Source organism: Amycolatopsis sp. NPDC026612 (assembly GCF_040638285.1).
Lineage (GTDB): Bacteria > Actinomycetota > Actinomycetes > Mycobacteriales > Pseudonocardiaceae > Amycolatopsis.
The window spans coordinates 118881-134242 of record NZ_JBEZYB010000002.1; the positions used below are offsets into that span (position 1 = coordinate 118881).

A 15362-nucleotide genomic window follows, 5' to 3' on the forward strand; every position below is an offset into this window, starting at 1 on the left:
CCGCGATCACGCGGTGGTGGGAGCGAGGACACCCGGGGCGAAGCCCATGAACCGCTGGGCGAGCCGGGTGAACGGCTCCGCGGAGCCGGTGGCGAGGAACTCGTGCCGCGGCGGGGTGTCCCGCGCGGTCAGCAGGTCCTGCTCGGTGAGGATGCGGACGAGGTCCTTGGCGGTCTCCTCGGCACTCGAAACGAGCGTGACCTCCTGCCCCATCACGATCTGCAGCACGCCCTGCAGCAGCGGGTAGTGCGTGCAGCCGAGCACGAGCGTGTCGACCTCGGCGTCGAGCAGCGGCTGGAGATAGCCCTGCGCGAGCCCGAGCACCTGGCGCCCGGTCGTGATGCCGCGCTCGACGAAGTCCACGAACCGCGGGCAGGCGACGCTGGTGAGCGTGATGCCGGGCGCCGCGGCGAAGGCGTCTTCGTAGGCCCGCGACCGCACAGTGCCCTCGGTGCCGATCACGCCGACGCGGCCCGTGTGCGTCGCCACGACGGCGCGGCGCGCGGCAGGCAGGACGACCTCGATCACCGGGACGTCGTAGCGCTCGCGCGCGTCGCGCAGGCAGGCCGCGGACGCCGTGTTGCAGGCGATCACGAGAGCCTTCACGCCGCTTTCCACGAGCTCGTCGAGCGCCGCGAGCGCGTAGCGGCGGGCGGTGGCGATCGGGAGCGGGCCGTACGGGTTGTGCGCCGTGTCGCCGACGTAGCGGAGCTGCTCGGCGGGGAGCTGCTCGAGGATCGCCCTCGCGACCGTCAGCCCGCCGACGCCGGAATCGAACACGCCGATCGGGGCATCAGCGGGTGGAGACGTCACACTTCGAGGTTACCCGGGGCGGCTTTGCCGGCCCCACGGGTGGTCAGCCAGGCCGCGAGGACGCCGGCCAGCGCGCCGAAGACGTGTCCCTGCCAGGAGACGCCGGGGTTGCCCGGCAGCAGGCCGGCCAGCATGCCGCTCCACACCCCGAGCAGCACGACGGCGACCAGGATCTGCCCGGCCGCGCGGTTGAAGAGGCCACGGACCAGCAGGTAGGCGAGCCAGCCGAAGGCCAGCCCGGACGCGCCGACGGTGACGCCGTCCGACGGCCCGATCAGCCACACGCCGAGCCCGGAGACCACCCAGATGATGGCTGTGACCAGCGCGAACCGGCCGATCCCGGCGGCCATCGCGAGGAAGGAGAACAGCAGCACGGGGACGGTGTTCGCGAACAGGTGCGACCAGCCTTCGTGCAGCACCGGCGCGAACAGCACACCGTCCAGCCCGGACAGCGCCCGCGAGTGGATGCCGCCCTGGTCCAGGTCGCCGGGCAGGATCACGTCGGCCAGTTCGACCAGGTAGAGCAGCAGGGTGAACGACAGCGCGACGATCGCGGCCGCCACCGGTTTCGGCGGCAGCACGCGCTTGGCGGCGGCGGTTTCCGGGGCGGGGTTCAAAGTGCTCACGTCTTCGAGGCTACGTCGGGACAAGGCCGGTCCACCTCGGGTGAAATCCCTGATCCGGGCGTCCATCGTTCGGTTGAACGCGGCTTCCACCGCCGGCGCGCCCGATCGAGCCGTCCGCATGATGCCGTGGCACGCCGGGCGCACGACGATGGGGGTGGCCCACGGCACCTGGGCAGCACGGTTCCCCCAGCAGAAAGGTTTCCTCGACGTGGCCACCTTCCTGAACAGACGAAGTGTCCTCGCCGCCGGGGCGGGCGCCGCCATCGGCATCGGCATGGGTGCCACCGCGGCGTCGGCCTCTCCGGCGGCACCGCGAGGTGGCGGCCCGGAAGAGACCCGGACGCTCGACGAGCTGTACCGGGCCGCACTCGCGGAGGGCGGCAAGCTCGTCATCTACGCCGGCGGCGACACCCCGACCCAGCAGGACGCGACCAAGGCGGCCTTCAAGGCCCGGTTCCCGGACCTCGCGCTGACGCTGATCGTCGACTACAGCAAGTACCACGACGTCCGCGTCGACAACCAGCTCGCCACCGGCACCCTCGTCCCCGATCTGGTCCAGCTGCAGACCGTGCAGGACTTCGTGCGCTGGAAGGAACAGGGCCGCCTGCTGCCTTACAAGCCCGCCGGTTTCTCCAAGGTCTACGACGCGTTCAAGGATCGCCAGGGCGCGTGGGTCGCGGTGTCGGCGCTCGCCTTCAGCTTCATGTACGGTCCCGCCGCGGTCGGCTCGGCCGCACCGCGCACCCCGCTCGACCTGGTCGACCCGAAATGGCGGGGCAAGATCGCCTCGTCCTACCCGCACGACGACGACGCGGTCCTCTACCTCTACTCGCTCTACGCCCAGGCCTACGGCTGGGACTGGGTGGCCAAGCTGGCCACCCAAGACGTCCGGTTCGCCCGCGGCAGCAACTCACCTGGCGACGCGGTGAGCGCCGGGCAGAAGGCGATCGGCATCGGCGGCGCGGGCTCGCTGACCGCACCGGCGTCGTCGCCCATGCGGTTCGTGGTCGCCGACGGGCACCCGTTCATGGCCTGGGGCCAGCGGGCCGCGATCCTGGCGCAGGCCAAGAACCCGACCGCCGCCAAGCTCTACCTGAACTGGCAGCTGTCGCTGGCCCAGCAGCAGGCGTCCTTCAACGGCTGGTCGGTCCGCACGGACGTCACGCCGCCGACCGGCCTGAAGCCGCTCTGGGAATACCCGAACGCCCACCTCGACGGCTTCCCCCGCTTCATGGCCGACCGCGCCCAAATCGAGCGCTGGAAGCAGACCTTCGCCCTGTACTTCGGCGAGGTCAAGGGCGACCCCACCCCCGGCTGGCCCGGACTGCACCCGGGCGCCTGACCTGACGTGAACCACACCGGCATCGGCTAGACTCCTGGACGGCACTGTCCTGATTGGATGATCCGTCCAGGAGGTTCGCCGTGTCCGACCACTCGCCGTCGTCGGCACGCGGAAGCCGGCTCCTGCGGCACGTGCCCCATCTGCTGTTCTTCGTCGTCGCCGGTGCGGCGCTGGTCCGGCTGGCCGCCCTGAACACGGCCCTGTGCTGGAAGATCTTCACGATCAGTTCCGTGCTGGCGGTGGTGTACGCGGCCGGTCTCGCGCTGTGGTCCGCCTTGGGCACCCGCGTCCGGTACGCGTGGGTCGCGGCTCTGCTTCTGCTGTGGACGGTCCTGGTCGTGCTGACCCCGCCGTTCCTGACCACCGCCTACGTCTGGTGCGCCGTGCCGCTGGCCTGGGCGGCGCTGCGGGCGCTCGGACGCCGTGGCGCGACGGTCGCGGTCGTGGCGATCACCGTCGTGCTGGCCGGCCAGCTGACCCGGGTCACCGGCCGGTTCGACCCGGAGATCGTGCTGATCCCCGTCGCGGCCGTCTGGGGCACCGTGGCCCTGCACCGGGCGTTGGAGCGGGAACAGCACCGGGCCGGCGTGCTGGAGGAACGCATGCGCCTGGCGCGTGACCTGCACGACACGCTGGCCCAGGAACTGTCCGGCAGCGTGCTGCTGCTGCAGGCGGCGGAGCGGAGCTGGGCCGAGCCGGAGGTCGCGCGGGCCCGTGTCCGGGGGGTCACCGACCGGCTGAGCGCGAGTCTCACCGAGACACGGCGGATCATCGAGGACCTCACCCCTGCTCCCGTCGAGAAGGCCGGGCTCGGGAATGCCCTGCGGCTGCTGTGCGACCGCGCCCGGCAGGACGGCACCGCGGCCCGCGTGCGGTTCCGCTCGGTCGGCGGCCCCGGTCCCGACCTCGGCGACCAGGCCGCCACCGCGCTCTTCCGGGTGGCGCAGGGCGCGCTGGCCAACGTCCGCGAGCACGCGCACGCCACCACTCTCCTGGTGACCCTGCACCACCACCCGGACCGCGTCGAACTGGACGTGCGCGACGACGGTGTCGGCTTCGACCCCGCCGCCCCGCCGGGTCCCGGCCGGGGCGTCGGCCTGCCGTCGGCCCGGGCACGGCTTCGCGAGTGCGGCGGTGACCTCGAGATCGGCACCGCACCGGGCCGGGGCACGCGGATCCGGGTCACCGTCCCCGGTCGCCTGCGGTCCGGCCCGGTCGTGCCGATGACGTCCGTGGCGGTCCGGTGACGACCGCGCCGCGGCGCCTGCTGATCGCCGACGACCACCCGGTCGTGCGGGCCGGGCTCCGGGCCCTGCTCGAGGGTGAGCCGGATCTCGAGGTGATCGCGGAAGCGGGCAGCGGCGAGGAGGCGGTGCGCCTCGCCGCCGAGCTGGCACCGGACGTCGTGCTGATGGACCTGCGTTTCGCGGGCACGGACCGCGGCATCGACGGGGTCGAGGCCGTCCGGCGGCTGACCGCCGAGGCGCCCGGCGCGGCGGTGGTGATGCTGACCAGCTATTCCGGCCGAGCCGACGTCGTCCGCGCGCTGGAGGCCGGCGCCCGCGGTTACGTGCTCAAGGCGGGGCCACCCGAGGAGCTCTTCCTGGCTGTGCGCGAGGCCGCCGCCGGCCGCCTCGGCCTCGCGTCGGAGGTCGTCGAAGGGCTCGTCGGCCAGGTGGTCAGCCCGCCGCCGGAACTGAGCGAGCGGGAGCGGGAGGTCGTCCGGTTGCTGGCCGACGGCCACAGCAACCGGGCCATCGCGAGCTCCCTGTACCTCAGCGAGGCGACCGTCAAGACGCACCTCGTGCGGATCTACCGGAAACTGGGCGCCGACAACCGGGCGGCGGCGGTCTCCGAGGCGGTCCGGCGGGGACTGCTGGAACTCACCTAGGCGAGGTGGCGCCCGGCGCGTCGGCTCGGGCGAAACCCTGAACCCGCGGTTTTGTCGGTGCCTGCCGCTAGCGTGGCGGGCATGGGGAACTTCGACGTCACCGGGTACCTGCGGCGGCTCGGCCTGGCCGCGGACCCGCCGGGCCTGGCCGCCCTGCGGCGACTGCACGCGGCCCACCTGGAGCGGGTGCCGTACGAGGCACTGGAGATCCAGTTGGGGCGCACGACCCCGCTCGAGCCGCCGGCGTCGCTGGCGCGGATCCTGCGGGGCCGCGGCGGCTACTGCTACCACCTCAACGGGGCTTTCTCGGCACTGCTGCACGCGCTCGGCTACCAGGTCACGCGCCACCTCGGCGGGGTGCAGGGCAGCCCGGCGGACGCGCCGAACGTCGACCGCAACCACCTGGCCCTCACCGTCACCGGCCTGCCCGACGACCCGTCGGCGAGCTGGCTGGTGGACACCGGGCTGGGTGACGGCATCCACGAACCGCTGCCCCTCCGGGAAGGCACCTACGTCCAGGGCCCGCACACCTACCGGCTCCGGCCGTCGGAGGTGGCGCCGGGCGGCTGGCGGTTCGACCACGACCCGTCGGGCAGCTTCACCGGCTTCGACTTCGCGCCCGGCCCCGCGGAGATGGCCGACTTCGCCGGGAAACACGCATGGCTGTCGACCGCGCCGGAGTCCGGGTTCGTCCGGGTCTGCGTCGTGCAGCGGCGGGACGCGGCCGGCGTCGACAGCCTGCGAGCGCTGACCCTGAACCGGCACGGGGCCAAGGAGCTCATCGAGACACCGGAGGACTGGTGGACGGCGGCGGGTGACGTCTTCGGCATCCCGCCGTCGGAGTTCACGGCCGAGGAGCGGGCGCGGTTGTGGCGGAAGGTCGTCTCGCAGCACGAGGCCCACGCGGGCGGCGGACCGGTGGTCGCCGTGTGACTCAGGCGGGCGGCACCGGCAGGGGGATCTTGCCGAGCGCGTGGTCGACGGCGGCCTCGGCGTGCAGGCGGGTGGTGGGGAACGTCGGCACCGGGCTGTCCTCCGGGCCGACGAGCAGCTCGATCTCGGTGCAGCCGTAGATGATGCCCTCGGCGCCCGCGCCGGCCAGCCGCGCGATCACACCGCGGTAGGCCTCGCGGGACTCGGGCTTCACGACGCCGAGCACCAGCTCGTCGTAGATGACCCGGTGCACGAGGTCGCGGTCTTCGGCGCCGGGCACGAGCACGTCGAGGCCGTGGGCGGCGAGGCGGTCGCGGTAGAACGGCTGTCCCATGGTGAAGCCGGTACCGAGGAGGCCGACCCGGCGGACGCCGGCCGCCTTGACGGCCGCGGCGGTGGCGTCACCGAGGTGCAGCAGCGGGATGCCCAGGCCGGCTTCCAGCAGGCCGGCGACCTTGTGCATGGTGTTGGTGCAGAGCACGACGAAGTCGGCACCGGCCGCCTCGAGGGCCTTGGCGGCGCGGTTCAGCTCCGCGCCGGCGTCGTCCCAGCGGCCATCGGCCTGCATGGCTTCGATCGCGGCGAAGTCGACGGAGTAGAGCACGGCGTGCGCCGAGTGGAACCCGCCCAGGACGGCCTTCACCCGCTCGTTCACCAGCCGGTAGTACTGCGCGGACGACTCCCAGCTCATCCCGCCGAGCAACCCGATGACCTTCATACTCCCCAGCATGCCCGAACTGCGCACGGCGTTCGCCGGGGTTTCGAACGTCCTGGTCACCGACGGGAGTTCGGCGGTCCTGGTCGACGGCTTCTTCTCCCGGCCGTCCCTGCTCAAGCTGGCGACGCGCGTGGCGCCGGACCGCGGCCGGATCGAGGAGGCCCTGCGCCGCCTCGGGATCACGGAACTCGACGCCGTGCTGGTGGCGCACTCCCACGTCGACCACGCCCTCGACGCGCCGGTCGTCGCCGAGCTGACCGGCGCCACGCTGGCCGGCTCGCCGTCGACCCGCAAGGTCCAGGAGGGCTACGGCCTGGCCGCCGGGCCGTTCGAGGAACTGGTCCCGGGCCGGCCCGTCGAGTTCGGCGCCTTCACGGTGACCCCGGTCGGCGCCGAACACAGTGCCGGCGACCGGGTGCCCGGTGAGATCACCGAGCCGGTCCGGCTGCCGGCCAGGGCGAAGGCGTTCAAGACCGGGCGGTGCTACTCGTTCCACATCGCGCACGCGGCGGGCAGCGTGGTGGTCCACGCGTCGGCGAACTTCGTGCCCGGAGCGCTCACCGGCTACTCGGCGGACGTCGTCTACCTCGGCATCGGCGCGGCAGGCAAGCAAACCGAGGAGTGGCGTGAGCGGTACTGGCGGGAGACCGTCGGCGCGCTCGGCCCGCGCGTGGTCCGCCCGATCCACTGGGACGCCTTCTGGCGCCCGCTGTCCAAGCCGCTCAAGCTGCTGCCGAAGCCGTTCGACGACCTGAGGACGACCATGGCCACCTTCGAGCGGCTGGCGCGGGCCGACGGTGTCGACCTCGCCCTGCCCGCGCTGTGGCAGGCCGAGTGACTCACGCCCAGAGCTGCCCGTCGAGCCGCTCCGCGGCCTCGTCGAGGGAACCCGCGTAAGCGCCCGTGGACAGGTACTTCCACCCGGCGTCCGCGACGACGAACGCGACGTCCGCCTGCTCGCCGCGAGCCGCGGCCTTCTCGGCCACCGCCAGCGCCGCGTGCAGCACCGCGCCCGTCGAGATGCCTGCGAAGATGCCTTCGTGCTCCAGCAGCTCGCGCGTGCGGCGCAGCGCGTCGTACGCGCCGACGGAGAACCGGCCGTTGAGCACGCTGGGGTCGTACAGCTCCGGCACGAACCCTTCGTCGAGGTTGCGCAGGCCGTACACCAGCTCGCCGTAGCGCGGCTCGGCCGCGATGATCTGGACGCCCGGCTTCGCCTCGTGCAGGTAACGCCCGACGCCGACGAGCGTGCCCGTCGTGCCGAGGCCGCCGACGAAGTGCGTCAGCGTCGGCAGGTCCTTGAGCAGCTCCGGCCCGGTGCCGCGGTAGTGCGCGTCGGCGTTGGCCGGGTTGCCGTACTGGTAGAGCATCACCCATTCCGGGTTCGCCTCGGCCAGCTCCTTCGCGCGCCGGACGGCCTCGTTCGAGCCGCCCGCGGCCGGCGAGAACACGATCCGCGCGCCGTAGGCCTGCAGGAGCTGCTTGCGCTCGGTCGAGGTGTTCTCCGGCATCACGCAGACCAGCCCGTAGCCCTTGAGCTTGGCGGCCATGGCCAGCGAGATGCCGGTGTTGCCCGACGTCGGCTCCAGGATCGTGGAGCCGCGCCGCAGCTTGCCTTCACGCTCGGCGGCTTCGATCATGGCCAGCGCGGGCCGGTCCTTGATCGAGCCGGTCGGGTTGCGGTCCTCCAGCTTGGCCCACAGGCGCACGTCGTGCGTCGGGGAGAGCCGGGGCAGCCCGACCAGCGGGGTGCCGCCGAGCGCGTCGAGCAGGGACTCGAAGCGAGCCATCGATCAGCCACCGGCCACGGCGGGAAGGATGGTCAGCGTGTCGCCGTCCTTGACCTCGGCCTCGAGCCCGCCGGCGAAGCGCACGTCCTCGTCGTTGACGTAGACGTTGATGAAGCGGTGCAGCTTCTCCTCCTTCACCAGGCGGCCCTTGATGCCGGCGTGGCGGGATTCGACGTCGTCGATGACCTCGAGGACGGTCGTACCCTTCGCCTCGACGGACTTCTCGCCGCCGGTGTGGGTGCGCAGGATCGTCGGGATGGAGACGGTCACGGCCATGGGTTCTTACCTCCGGTGGTTTCCTAGACGCAGACGCGTTCGGCGCGGCGCTTTATTCCGGGTCGTCAGTCGAGGATCTCGACCGGCTCCTCGGTGATCTCGGCGTCCACGATCCGGTACGACCGGAACTCGTGCACTTCGGGGTCGCGGGTGGAGACGAGCACGTAGTGCGCGTCCGGCTCGGCCGCGATGTTCGCGTCGGTCCGCGACGGATAGGCCTCGGTGGCGGTGTGCGAGTGGTAGATGACCACCGGCACCTCGTCGTTCGCGGCCATTTCGCGGTAGAGCTTCAGCAGGTCGCCGGAGTCGAATTCGTAGAACGTCGGCGACCGGGCCGCGTTGAGCATGGGGATGAACCGTTCGGGGGAATCCGAGCCCTCGGGCCCGGCGATCACCCCGCACGCCTCGTCGGGGTGGTCACGACGGGCGTGGGCGACGATCTCGTCGACGAGTTCACGGCGGATCCGGAGCACACCGACATCTTAGGGGGTGGACAAAGCTCGTCCAGATGATGAGATCTACCGCTCACCAGCCGTTCCCGGGATACTGGCCGGGTGCCACTGTCGTCGAAAATACGCGATCGGTGCCGGGTGTACCTGGGCACGGACGAGCGGATCCAGTACGTGATCCCGGGGATGTCGCTCTACGTCAACCGCTCACGCATGCGTGTCGGGTTCCTGGTCATGGTCACCGACCGGCACGTGACGCTGCTGGCCTGCAGCCGCTGGAGCCTGAACCGGCCGAAGCAGATCTGGGAACGCCTGCCGCGCTCCACCGAACTGGGCCCGCTGGAAATCCACCCCTCGCTGGGCCCGATCCTGTCCGTCGGCGGGATCGACATGGAGATCGACGAGGAATACGTGAGCGCCGTGCGCGCGGCGAACCTCGAGGCCGCCGGCGACGCCCTGCCCGAGGACCCCTTCTAGGACTTTCTGCCGAACGCCTCCGGCCAGACGTCCCGGTAGGCCGGGACCCCACCGGCGGTGGTCGCCGCCAGCAGACCGTGCACCATCGCCCGCGCGAACACCCGCGCCGCCGCCGCGCACAACGCGTCCAGTGCCGCCGGCCGGGCCGCCGCGCCGAACGGGCCGCTCGCGTCCGGCAGCTCGTGCGCCCCGGTGGCCAGCGCGAACACCGTGTCGCCGTCGAACATCGAGTGCGCCGGCCGCACCGCACGCGCCAGCCCGTCCTGCGCCGAGACCGCGAGCCGCCGCGCTTCGGCCTTCGACAGCGCCGCGTCGACCGCGACGACGCCGATGGTCGTGTTGAGGTCCGTCCGGCGAGAGGGCAGGTCAGCGGCCCGCGAAGGCCACTGCACGCCGAAGTCGCCGTGGTCGGCGGCGTACGCCCGGCCCGTCGAGAGGTCGACGGCCTCGCCGGCCGCGTTGACCGCCGCCAGCGCACCGACCGTGTACTCGCCGACGACCTCGCTGGCCGAGCCGATCCCGCCCTTCAGCGACCCCACGGCCGCCCCGGCGCCCGCACCGACCGACCCCTGGGTGAACGAGTCCGAAGCCGCCTCACAGGCCGCGTAGCCGAAGGACGCGTCGGGCCGGTTGCCCCACTCGCCGCGCGGCAGGTCGAACAGCACGGCCGCGGGCACAATCGGCACGACCTCGTGCGGCTGCGCGCCCACCGGGAAGCCCAGGTTCCGCTCCGCCAGCCACCGCATCACGCCGTCGGCCGCGGCGAGGCCGTACGCCGACCCGCCCGAGAGGCAGACGGCGTTGACCCGCTGCACGAGGTTCTCCGGCTCCAGCAGGTTCGTCTCGCGCGTGCCGGGCGCGCCGCCGCGCTGGTCGACCGCGCCGACCGCGCCCTCGGGCACCAGCACCACCGTCGTCCCGGTGGCCCAGCCCTCGCCGACCCGCTCGTGGTGCCCGACCAGGACACCGGGCACGTCGGTGATCATCCCGCCAGCGCCTGGATCAGCGTCTCCTGCACCCACGTCAGCCAGTGGTACACGCCGAGGTGCGGGGCCCGCGGGTCGTCCTCGGGCAGCTCGTCGGGCATGTCCTCGGTGACGTCGAGCGCGGTGCCGAGCGCCAGCCGGACGTCGTTGAGCGCGCCCAGCCAGGCGTCGGCCTGCTCCTCGGTCAGCCGGACGTGGCCGCCGTCGCGGGGCAGGGTGTCGAGCACGATCTTGGCCACGCCGACCTTGATGTCGAGCAGTTCCGGCTCGTGCAGCGAACGCATGGCCGCGACCGAGTCGATGTCTTCCCGCGAAGGGTTGTCCGGGTCGAGCTTGTGGAAGTCCGGGAGCAGCCGCGACAGCACCGGGTCGTCCGGGGACTCGGTGGGTCCGGTCCGGATGCCGGTGAGCTCGGCGAGCTCGTCCTGCGGCGCCTCTTCGGCGCGCGCGGTCAGCATGTCCTCGAGCTGGCTGACCAGCCCGCGCAGCACGGCCGCTTCCTGCTGCTCGAACCCCGCGTGGATCACCGCGCCCTTGCGCCGCCACCCGTTCACGAGGGCTGCTCCATGGTGGCCCAGAGGCCCGCGGCGTGGAGTTTCGCCACGTCCGTCTCCACCTTCTCCTTGCTGCCGGACGACACGATCGCCTTGCCCTTCTGGTGCACGTCCAGCATCAGCTTGGTGGCGTGGTCACGGCTGTAACCGAACAGCTTCTGGAAGACGTACGTCACGTACGACATCAGGTTGACGGGGTCGTTCCACACCACGGTCCGCCACGGTGTGTCCGACTCGGCGACTTCGGCGCCGACCGGGTCGACCTGCGTCTGTTCGGATGCGACAGGCGTGGACATGCACCCCATGGTGTCACGGGGGTCACGGGGTACGCCGCGCCAGGTCCGGCCATGTGGGTGAATAGGCTTACCCCATGGGTTCACCGGAGCCGGTCACGGCCAGCACTGCGCTGCTCACCGACCACTACGAGCTGACCATGCTGGGCAGCGCACTGGCCGACGGGACGCACGCGCGGCCCTGCGTATTCGAAGTTTTCGCCAGACGGCTGCCGGACGGGCGCCGCTACGGCGTCGTCGCGGGCACCGGCCGGGTCCTCGACGCGATCGCGGACTTCCGCTTCACCGACGCCGAACTGGCGCAGCTGGAAGCCACCGCGGTCGTCGACGACACGACGCTCGGCTGGCTCGCGGACTACGAGTTCTCGGGCGACATCGACGGTTATCCCGAAGGCGAGCTGTACTTCCCCGGCTCGCCGATCCTCACCGTCACCGGCTCGTTCGCCGAATGCGTGCTGCTGGAGACGCTGGTGCTGTCGATCCTCAACCACGACAGCGCCATCTCGTCGGCGGCGGCCCGGATGTCCGGCGCCGCGCACGGCCGGCCGATCATCGAGATGGGCGGCCGCCGCACGCACGAGTACGCCGCGGTCGCGGCCGCGCGCGCCGCCTACCTGGCCGGCTTCGCGACGACGTCCAACCTCGAAGCCGGGCGCCGCTACGGCATCCCGACCCGCGGCACCGTCGCGCACGCCTTCATGCTGCTGCACGACAGCGAAGAAGCCGCTTTCCGCGCGCAGGTCGACAAGATGGGCGCGGACACGACGCTGCTGGTCGACACGTACGACATCACCGCCGGCATCGAGACCGCGGTCCGCGTCGCCGGGCCCGAGCTCGGCGCGATCCGGATCGACTCGGGCGACGTCGGCCCGCTCGCCCGCCGCGCCCGCGAGCAGCTGGACTCCCTCGGCGCGAAGGACACCCGCATCGTGGTGTCGGGCGACCTGGACGAGCACGCCATCGCGGCCCTGCGCGCCGAGCCGGTGGACGCGTACGGCGTCGGCACTTCCGTGGTCACCGGGTCCGGCGCACCGACCGCCGGGATGGTCTACAAGCTGGTCGAGGTGGACGGCAGGCCGGTCGCCAAGCGCAGTGCCCACAAGGAGTCCCGCGGCGGCCGCAAGTCCGCGCTGCGGCGCCACCGCGGCACCGGCACGGCGGTCGAGGAGGTCGTCTGGGCCGCCGGTCCGGACGCGCCGGAGCCGCACGCCAACGACCGGCCGCTGCAGATCCCGCTGATCCGCGCTGGCCAGCCGGTGCCGGACCTGCCTACGCTCGACGACGCGAGGCAGCGGCTACGCCGCGGCCTGGTCAGCCTGCCGTGGGAGGGCCTCAAGCTCTCGCACGGCGAGCCCGCCATCCCGACCCTGTTCTTGTAACCGACGTTCTGGTAAACGACGCTGTCTCTGAAACGGAGTCCGGCCATGGGAACCGCGCTGATCGTGGTGGACGTGCAGAACGACTTCTGCGAAGGGGGTTCGCTCGGCCTGCCGGGCGGGGCCGCCGCGGCCGCCGCCATCTCGAAGCGAGCCGCCGAAGGCGGGTACAGCCACGTCGTGGCCACCCGCGACAACCACGTCGACCCCGGCGACCACTTCAGCGAGACGCCGGACTTCAAGGACAGCTGGCCGGTGCACTGCGTCGCCGGCACGCCCGGCGCGTCGTTCCACCCGGCACTCGACGTCGTCCCGATCGGCGAGGTGTTCTCCAAGGGCGAATACAGCGCCGCGTACTCCGGCTTCGAAGGCGCGGCCCGGGACGGGAAGTCCCTGGAAACGTGGCTGCGTGAGCACGACGTGACCGATGTCGACGTCGTCGGCATCGCGACGGACTTCTGCGTCCGCGCGACAGCGCTCGACGCGGCGAACGCCGGCTTCGGCGTGCGGGTGCTGCTGGACCTGACCGTCGGCGGCTCGCAGCCGACGGTCGACGCGACGCTCCAGGACTTCGACGAGGCGGGTGTCACCTACACCGGCACCGCCGTCGTCGGGCCCGCTGCGTGAAGGACCTGCGGGCCGCGCTGGCGCGACACCGGCTCGTCGCGATCCTGCGGGCGTCCGACGCGTCGCGCTTCGCCGACGCCGCGATGGTGCTGCACGCGGCGGGCATCCGCCTGCTCGAAGCGACGCTGACGACGCCGGGCGCGCCCGCGGCCATCACCGCGCTGCGCCTGGCGCTGGGCGAAGACGCGCTGATCGGCGCGGGCAGCGTCCGCGAACCGTCCGATGTGGACACCGCGGTGGACGCGGGCGCGGCGTACCTGATCACGCCGACGGTCAACCCGGCGGTCCTGGAGCGCGCCGCGGCCCTCGACACCCCGGTGATCTGCGGCGCGCTGACGCCGACGGAGATCGACCAGGCCTGGCGGCTCGGCGCGGCCGCGGTGAAGGTGTTCCCGGTCGCGGCCGTGGGCGGAGTCGCGTACCTGCGCGCGGTGCGGGCGCCGCTGCCGGACGTCCCGCTGGTGCCGACCGGCGGCGTCCACCTGGCCGACGTCGAGAACTACCTGCGCTCGGGCGCGATCGCGGTCGCCGCGGCGACCCCGTTGCTGGGCGACGCGCTGTCGTCCGGGGGCAGCCTGCCGGACCTGGCCACGCGGGCGGGCGAGTTCGTCGCGGCCGCCGCCCGCTTCACCACCACCTGAGCGGCACTTTCACGTGAAAGCTACGCTTTGCGCTGCAAAGCGGCACTTTCACGTGAAAGTGCCGCGCTACTTCTTGCCGAACGGGTCGCAGGCGGCCGTGCCCAGGTAGATGTCCCCGCCGGCCGGGCCGCCCTGCGGGAACAGCTTGATGTGCACGGCGTGCGTCACCAGGCTGCCGTCCGGCGGCTGGGGCGTCACGGTCTCGTTGAGGATCACCGTCGCCAGCGCCGTACCCGCGGCTCCGCCGGGGATGACGATCCGGTAGTTCGGCGGGATCTCCGCCGGCACCGTGACCCCTTCGACGGCGCCGATCGCCACCTCACCGAGGCTGCCGGTGGCGGTCGTCGCGCACTTCGCGGAGTAGGTGCGCACGGTGAGTTCCGGACCGCCGTAGCGCTGCAGCACGGTCGCCCGGAAGCGGCGCCCGGACGCCTGGGCGACCGACGCCTCGCCCGACCGCCCGCAGCCCGTGTAACCGGCCCCGAACACGGCGATGTCGCCCGTGGCACCGCCCTGCGTCCAGCCCTTGTACGGGCCGTCGACGCTGCACCTCGCCAGTTCCCCGGTGACGACCTGCTCGTTGTCGATCGTCACGTTCACCGAGCCGGACGACGCCCATCCGGTGGACGTCACGGGGGCCGCCGCACCCAGGAGCGGCGCGGCCAGCGTCGTCACGGCCAGCAACCGGAATGTCCTCGTCCTGGCGTTTCGCATGCACCGGCCTCCTCGGTTCCGTGGCGGTTCGCAGCCACCCACTTCGTCATCGGCCGGTCCGGCGCCCGCCCTGATCGGGTCCACCCGGACGAGTGGCCGGTGAGGAACGCAACTCGACGGGTCCACGGGACGGTAACGAGCGTTAACCTCGGTCGTCGCCTGTTCACCTCGGGAGGTTTCGTGTCTTCGCTGTCCTTCGCCGGCAAGCGGCCCGTGCTGGCCGACCTCGTGCCCGGTTCGCTCGTGCGGGACATCGCGCTGGTCGCCGGTGGTGCCGTGCTCACCGGCGCCGCCGCGCAGCTGACGATCCCGGTGCCGGGCAGCCCGGTGCCGATGACCGGCCAGACGTTCGCCGCCCTGCTCGTCGGCGCGTCGCTCGGCATGTCGCGCGGTGCCGCGTCGATGCTGGTGTACCTGCTGGTCGGCGCCGTGGGCGTGCCGTGGTTCCAGCACGGCACCGCGGGCCTGTCCGGCGCGAGCGCCGGCTACATCGTCGGGTTCGTCTTCGCCGGCGCACTGGTCGGCGCGCTCGCCGGCCGCGGCGGCGACCGGACGCCGGTGCGCACCGCGGGCACGATGGTGCTCGGCAACGTGGTGATCTACGCGTTCGGCGTGCCGTGGCTGATGGCCTCGACCGGGTTCGACCTGTCCACCGCCTTCGCGAAGGGCGTGGTCCCGTTCCTGATCGGGGACGCGCTCAAGATCGTCGTGGCCGCCGGGCTGCTGCCGCTGACCTGGAAGCTGGTCTCCGGCCGCACCGGGGACTGACCGCTCGCGGGGGGACCTTCCGCGCGGAGGTCCCCCGGCGCGAGTGGCCCGTTCGCGACGGATCGCCGATCTTGTCGGCGGTGGCGGC

General features: G+C 72.5%; 20 protein-coding genes. 10 read left to right on the forward strand and 10 right to left on the reverse strand.

From position 1 onward, the window contains the following. Nucleotides 1-6 precede the first annotated feature (6 nt). Complete coding sequence (murI, locus tag AB0F15_RS02855) at nt 7-813, reverse strand: glutamate racemase (RefSeq protein ID WP_360264153.1); 807 nt, start codon at nt 811-813, stop codon at nt 7-9. Next, complete coding sequence (locus AB0F15_RS02860) at nt 810-1439, reverse strand: rhomboid family intramembrane serine protease (RefSeq protein ID WP_360264156.1); 630 nt, start codon at nt 1437-1439, stop codon at nt 810-812. The genes murI and AB0F15_RS02860 overlap by 4 nt, the downstream gene beginning before the upstream one ends. A gap of 73 nt (nt 1440-1512) precedes the next feature. Here AB0F15_RS02860 and AB0F15_RS02865 point away from each other — a divergent pair, with 73 nt between their 5' ends. From AB0F15_RS02865 to AB0F15_RS02880, 4 genes are all read left to right on the forward strand, one after another. Continuing rightward, entirely contained in the window at nt 1513-2781 is a 1269-nt protein-coding gene (locus AB0F15_RS02865) for an extracellular solute-binding protein (protein ID WP_360264159.1), read from the forward strand. An 80-nt stretch (nt 2782-2861) separates the two neighbouring features. Beyond that, complete coding sequence (locus AB0F15_RS02870; protein WP_360264162.1) at nt 2862-4028, forward strand: sensor histidine kinase; 1167 nt, start codon at nt 2862-2864, stop codon at nt 4026-4028. Next, nucleotides 4025-4672 carry a response regulator transcription factor gene (locus tag AB0F15_RS02875; protein WP_360264165.1) on the forward strand — a complete coding sequence of 216 codons (648 nt, stop codon included), beginning with the start codon at nt 4025-4027 and terminating at the stop codon, nt 4670-4672. Before AB0F15_RS02870 ends, AB0F15_RS02875 begins: the two co-directional genes overlap by 4 nt. 81 nt (nt 4673-4753) lie before the next feature. Continuing rightward, nucleotides 4754-5605, forward strand: a complete 852-nt coding sequence (locus tag AB0F15_RS02880; protein WP_360264167.1) for an arylamine N-acetyltransferase — start codon at nt 4754-4756, stop codon at nt 5603-5605. A gap of 1 nt (nt 5606) precedes the next feature. Here AB0F15_RS02880 and AB0F15_RS02885 read toward each other — a convergent pair whose 3' ends face one another. Then, a complete protein-coding gene (locus AB0F15_RS02885) occupies nt 5607-6323 on the reverse strand; it encodes an aspartate/glutamate racemase family protein (RefSeq protein WP_360264169.1) in 717 nt (238 codons plus the stop codon). Between the two features lie 10 nt (nt 6324-6333). Here AB0F15_RS02885 and AB0F15_RS02890 point away from each other — a divergent pair, with 10 nt between their 5' ends. After that, nucleotides 6334-7161: an MBL fold metallo-hydrolase gene (locus tag AB0F15_RS02890; protein ID WP_360264172.1), complete on the forward strand. Its 828-nt coding sequence runs from the start codon at nt 6334-6336 to the stop codon at nt 7159-7161. A gap of 1 nt (nt 7162) precedes the next feature. Here AB0F15_RS02890 and AB0F15_RS02895 read toward each other — a convergent pair whose 3' ends face one another. The 3 genes from AB0F15_RS02895 to AB0F15_RS02905 form a co-directional block, all read right to left on the reverse strand. Continuing rightward, nucleotides 7163-8113: a cysteine synthase gene (locus tag AB0F15_RS02895; RefSeq protein WP_360264175.1), complete on the reverse strand. Its 951-nt coding sequence runs from the start codon at nt 8111-8113 to the stop codon at nt 7163-7165. Nucleotides 8114-8116: 3 nt separating this feature from the next. Then, nucleotides 8117-8389 carry a MoaD/ThiS family protein gene (locus AB0F15_RS02900; RefSeq protein WP_360264178.1) on the reverse strand — a complete coding sequence of 91 codons (273 nt, stop codon included), beginning with the start codon at nt 8387-8389 and terminating at the stop codon, nt 8117-8119. A 65-nt stretch (nt 8390-8454) separates the two neighbouring features. Continuing rightward, entirely contained in the window at nt 8455-8862 is a 408-nt protein-coding gene (locus AB0F15_RS02905) for a M67 family metallopeptidase (RefSeq protein WP_360264180.1), read from the reverse strand. 81 nt (nt 8863-8943) lie between these two features. Here AB0F15_RS02905 and AB0F15_RS02910 point away from each other — a divergent pair, with 81 nt between their 5' ends. Further along, a complete protein-coding gene (locus AB0F15_RS02910) occupies nt 8944-9315 on the forward strand; it encodes a hypothetical protein (protein WP_360264183.1) in 372 nt (123 codons plus the stop codon). Here the strand turns inward: AB0F15_RS02910 and AB0F15_RS02915 are convergent. From AB0F15_RS02915 to clpS, 3 genes are read right to left on the reverse strand one after another with little or no spacing between them, the layout of a single operon-like run. Further along, the gene (locus AB0F15_RS02915) at nt 9312-10301 is read right to left on the reverse strand and encodes a P1 family peptidase (RefSeq protein ID WP_360264185.1); all 990 of its coding nucleotides are present in this window, start codon (nt 10299-10301) and stop codon (nt 9312-9314) included. The two genes, AB0F15_RS02910 and AB0F15_RS02915, sit on opposite strands and share 4 nt — an antisense overlap. Beyond that, a complete protein-coding gene (locus AB0F15_RS02920; RefSeq protein ID WP_360264188.1) occupies nt 10298-10855 on the reverse strand; it encodes a DUF2017 domain-containing protein in 558 nt (185 codons plus the stop codon). The genes AB0F15_RS02915 and AB0F15_RS02920 overlap by 4 nt, the downstream gene beginning before the upstream one ends. After that, nucleotides 10852-11151: an ATP-dependent Clp protease adapter ClpS gene (gene clpS, locus AB0F15_RS02925; protein ID WP_308672756.1), complete on the reverse strand. Its 300-nt coding sequence runs from the start codon at nt 11149-11151 to the stop codon at nt 10852-10854. The genes AB0F15_RS02920 and clpS overlap by 4 nt, the downstream gene beginning before the upstream one ends. Nucleotides 11152-11225: 74 nt before the next feature. Between clpS and AB0F15_RS02930 the strand changes: the two genes are divergently transcribed. From AB0F15_RS02930 to AB0F15_RS02940, 3 genes are read left to right on the forward strand one after another with little or no spacing between them, the layout of a single operon-like run. Further along, nucleotides 11226-12527, forward strand: coding sequence for a nicotinate phosphoribosyltransferase (locus AB0F15_RS02930; protein ID WP_360264191.1), 1302 nt, complete (start codon nt 11226-11228; stop codon nt 12525-12527). A 45-nt stretch (nt 12528-12572) separates the two neighbouring features. Next, nucleotides 12573-13151: an isochorismatase family protein gene (locus AB0F15_RS02935; protein ID WP_360264193.1), complete on the forward strand. Its 579-nt coding sequence runs from the start codon at nt 12573-12575 to the stop codon at nt 13149-13151. Further along, nucleotides 13148-13792 carry a bifunctional 4-hydroxy-2-oxoglutarate aldolase/2-dehydro-3-deoxy-phosphogluconate aldolase gene (locus tag AB0F15_RS02940; protein ID WP_360264196.1) on the forward strand — a complete coding sequence of 215 codons (645 nt, stop codon included), beginning with the start codon at nt 13148-13150 and terminating at the stop codon, nt 13790-13792. The genes AB0F15_RS02935 and AB0F15_RS02940 overlap by 4 nt, the downstream gene beginning before the upstream one ends. Nucleotides 13793-13858: 66 nt before the next feature. On the opposite strand, the gene AB0F15_RS02945 is transcribed toward AB0F15_RS02940, so the two are convergent. Then, on the reverse strand, nt 13859-14476 hold the full coding sequence (locus tag AB0F15_RS02945) for a choice-of-anchor P family protein (RefSeq protein ID WP_360264755.1): 618 nt from the start codon (nt 14474-14476) through the stop codon (nt 13859-13861). A gap of 210 nt (nt 14477-14686) precedes the next feature. On the opposite strand from AB0F15_RS02945, the gene AB0F15_RS02950 reads away from it, so the two are divergent. Continuing rightward, on the forward strand, nt 14687-15274 hold the full coding sequence (locus AB0F15_RS02950) for a biotin transporter BioY (RefSeq protein WP_360264198.1): 588 nt from the start codon (nt 14687-14689) through the stop codon (nt 15272-15274). The last annotated feature ends 88 nt before the right edge of the window (nt 15275-15362 follow it).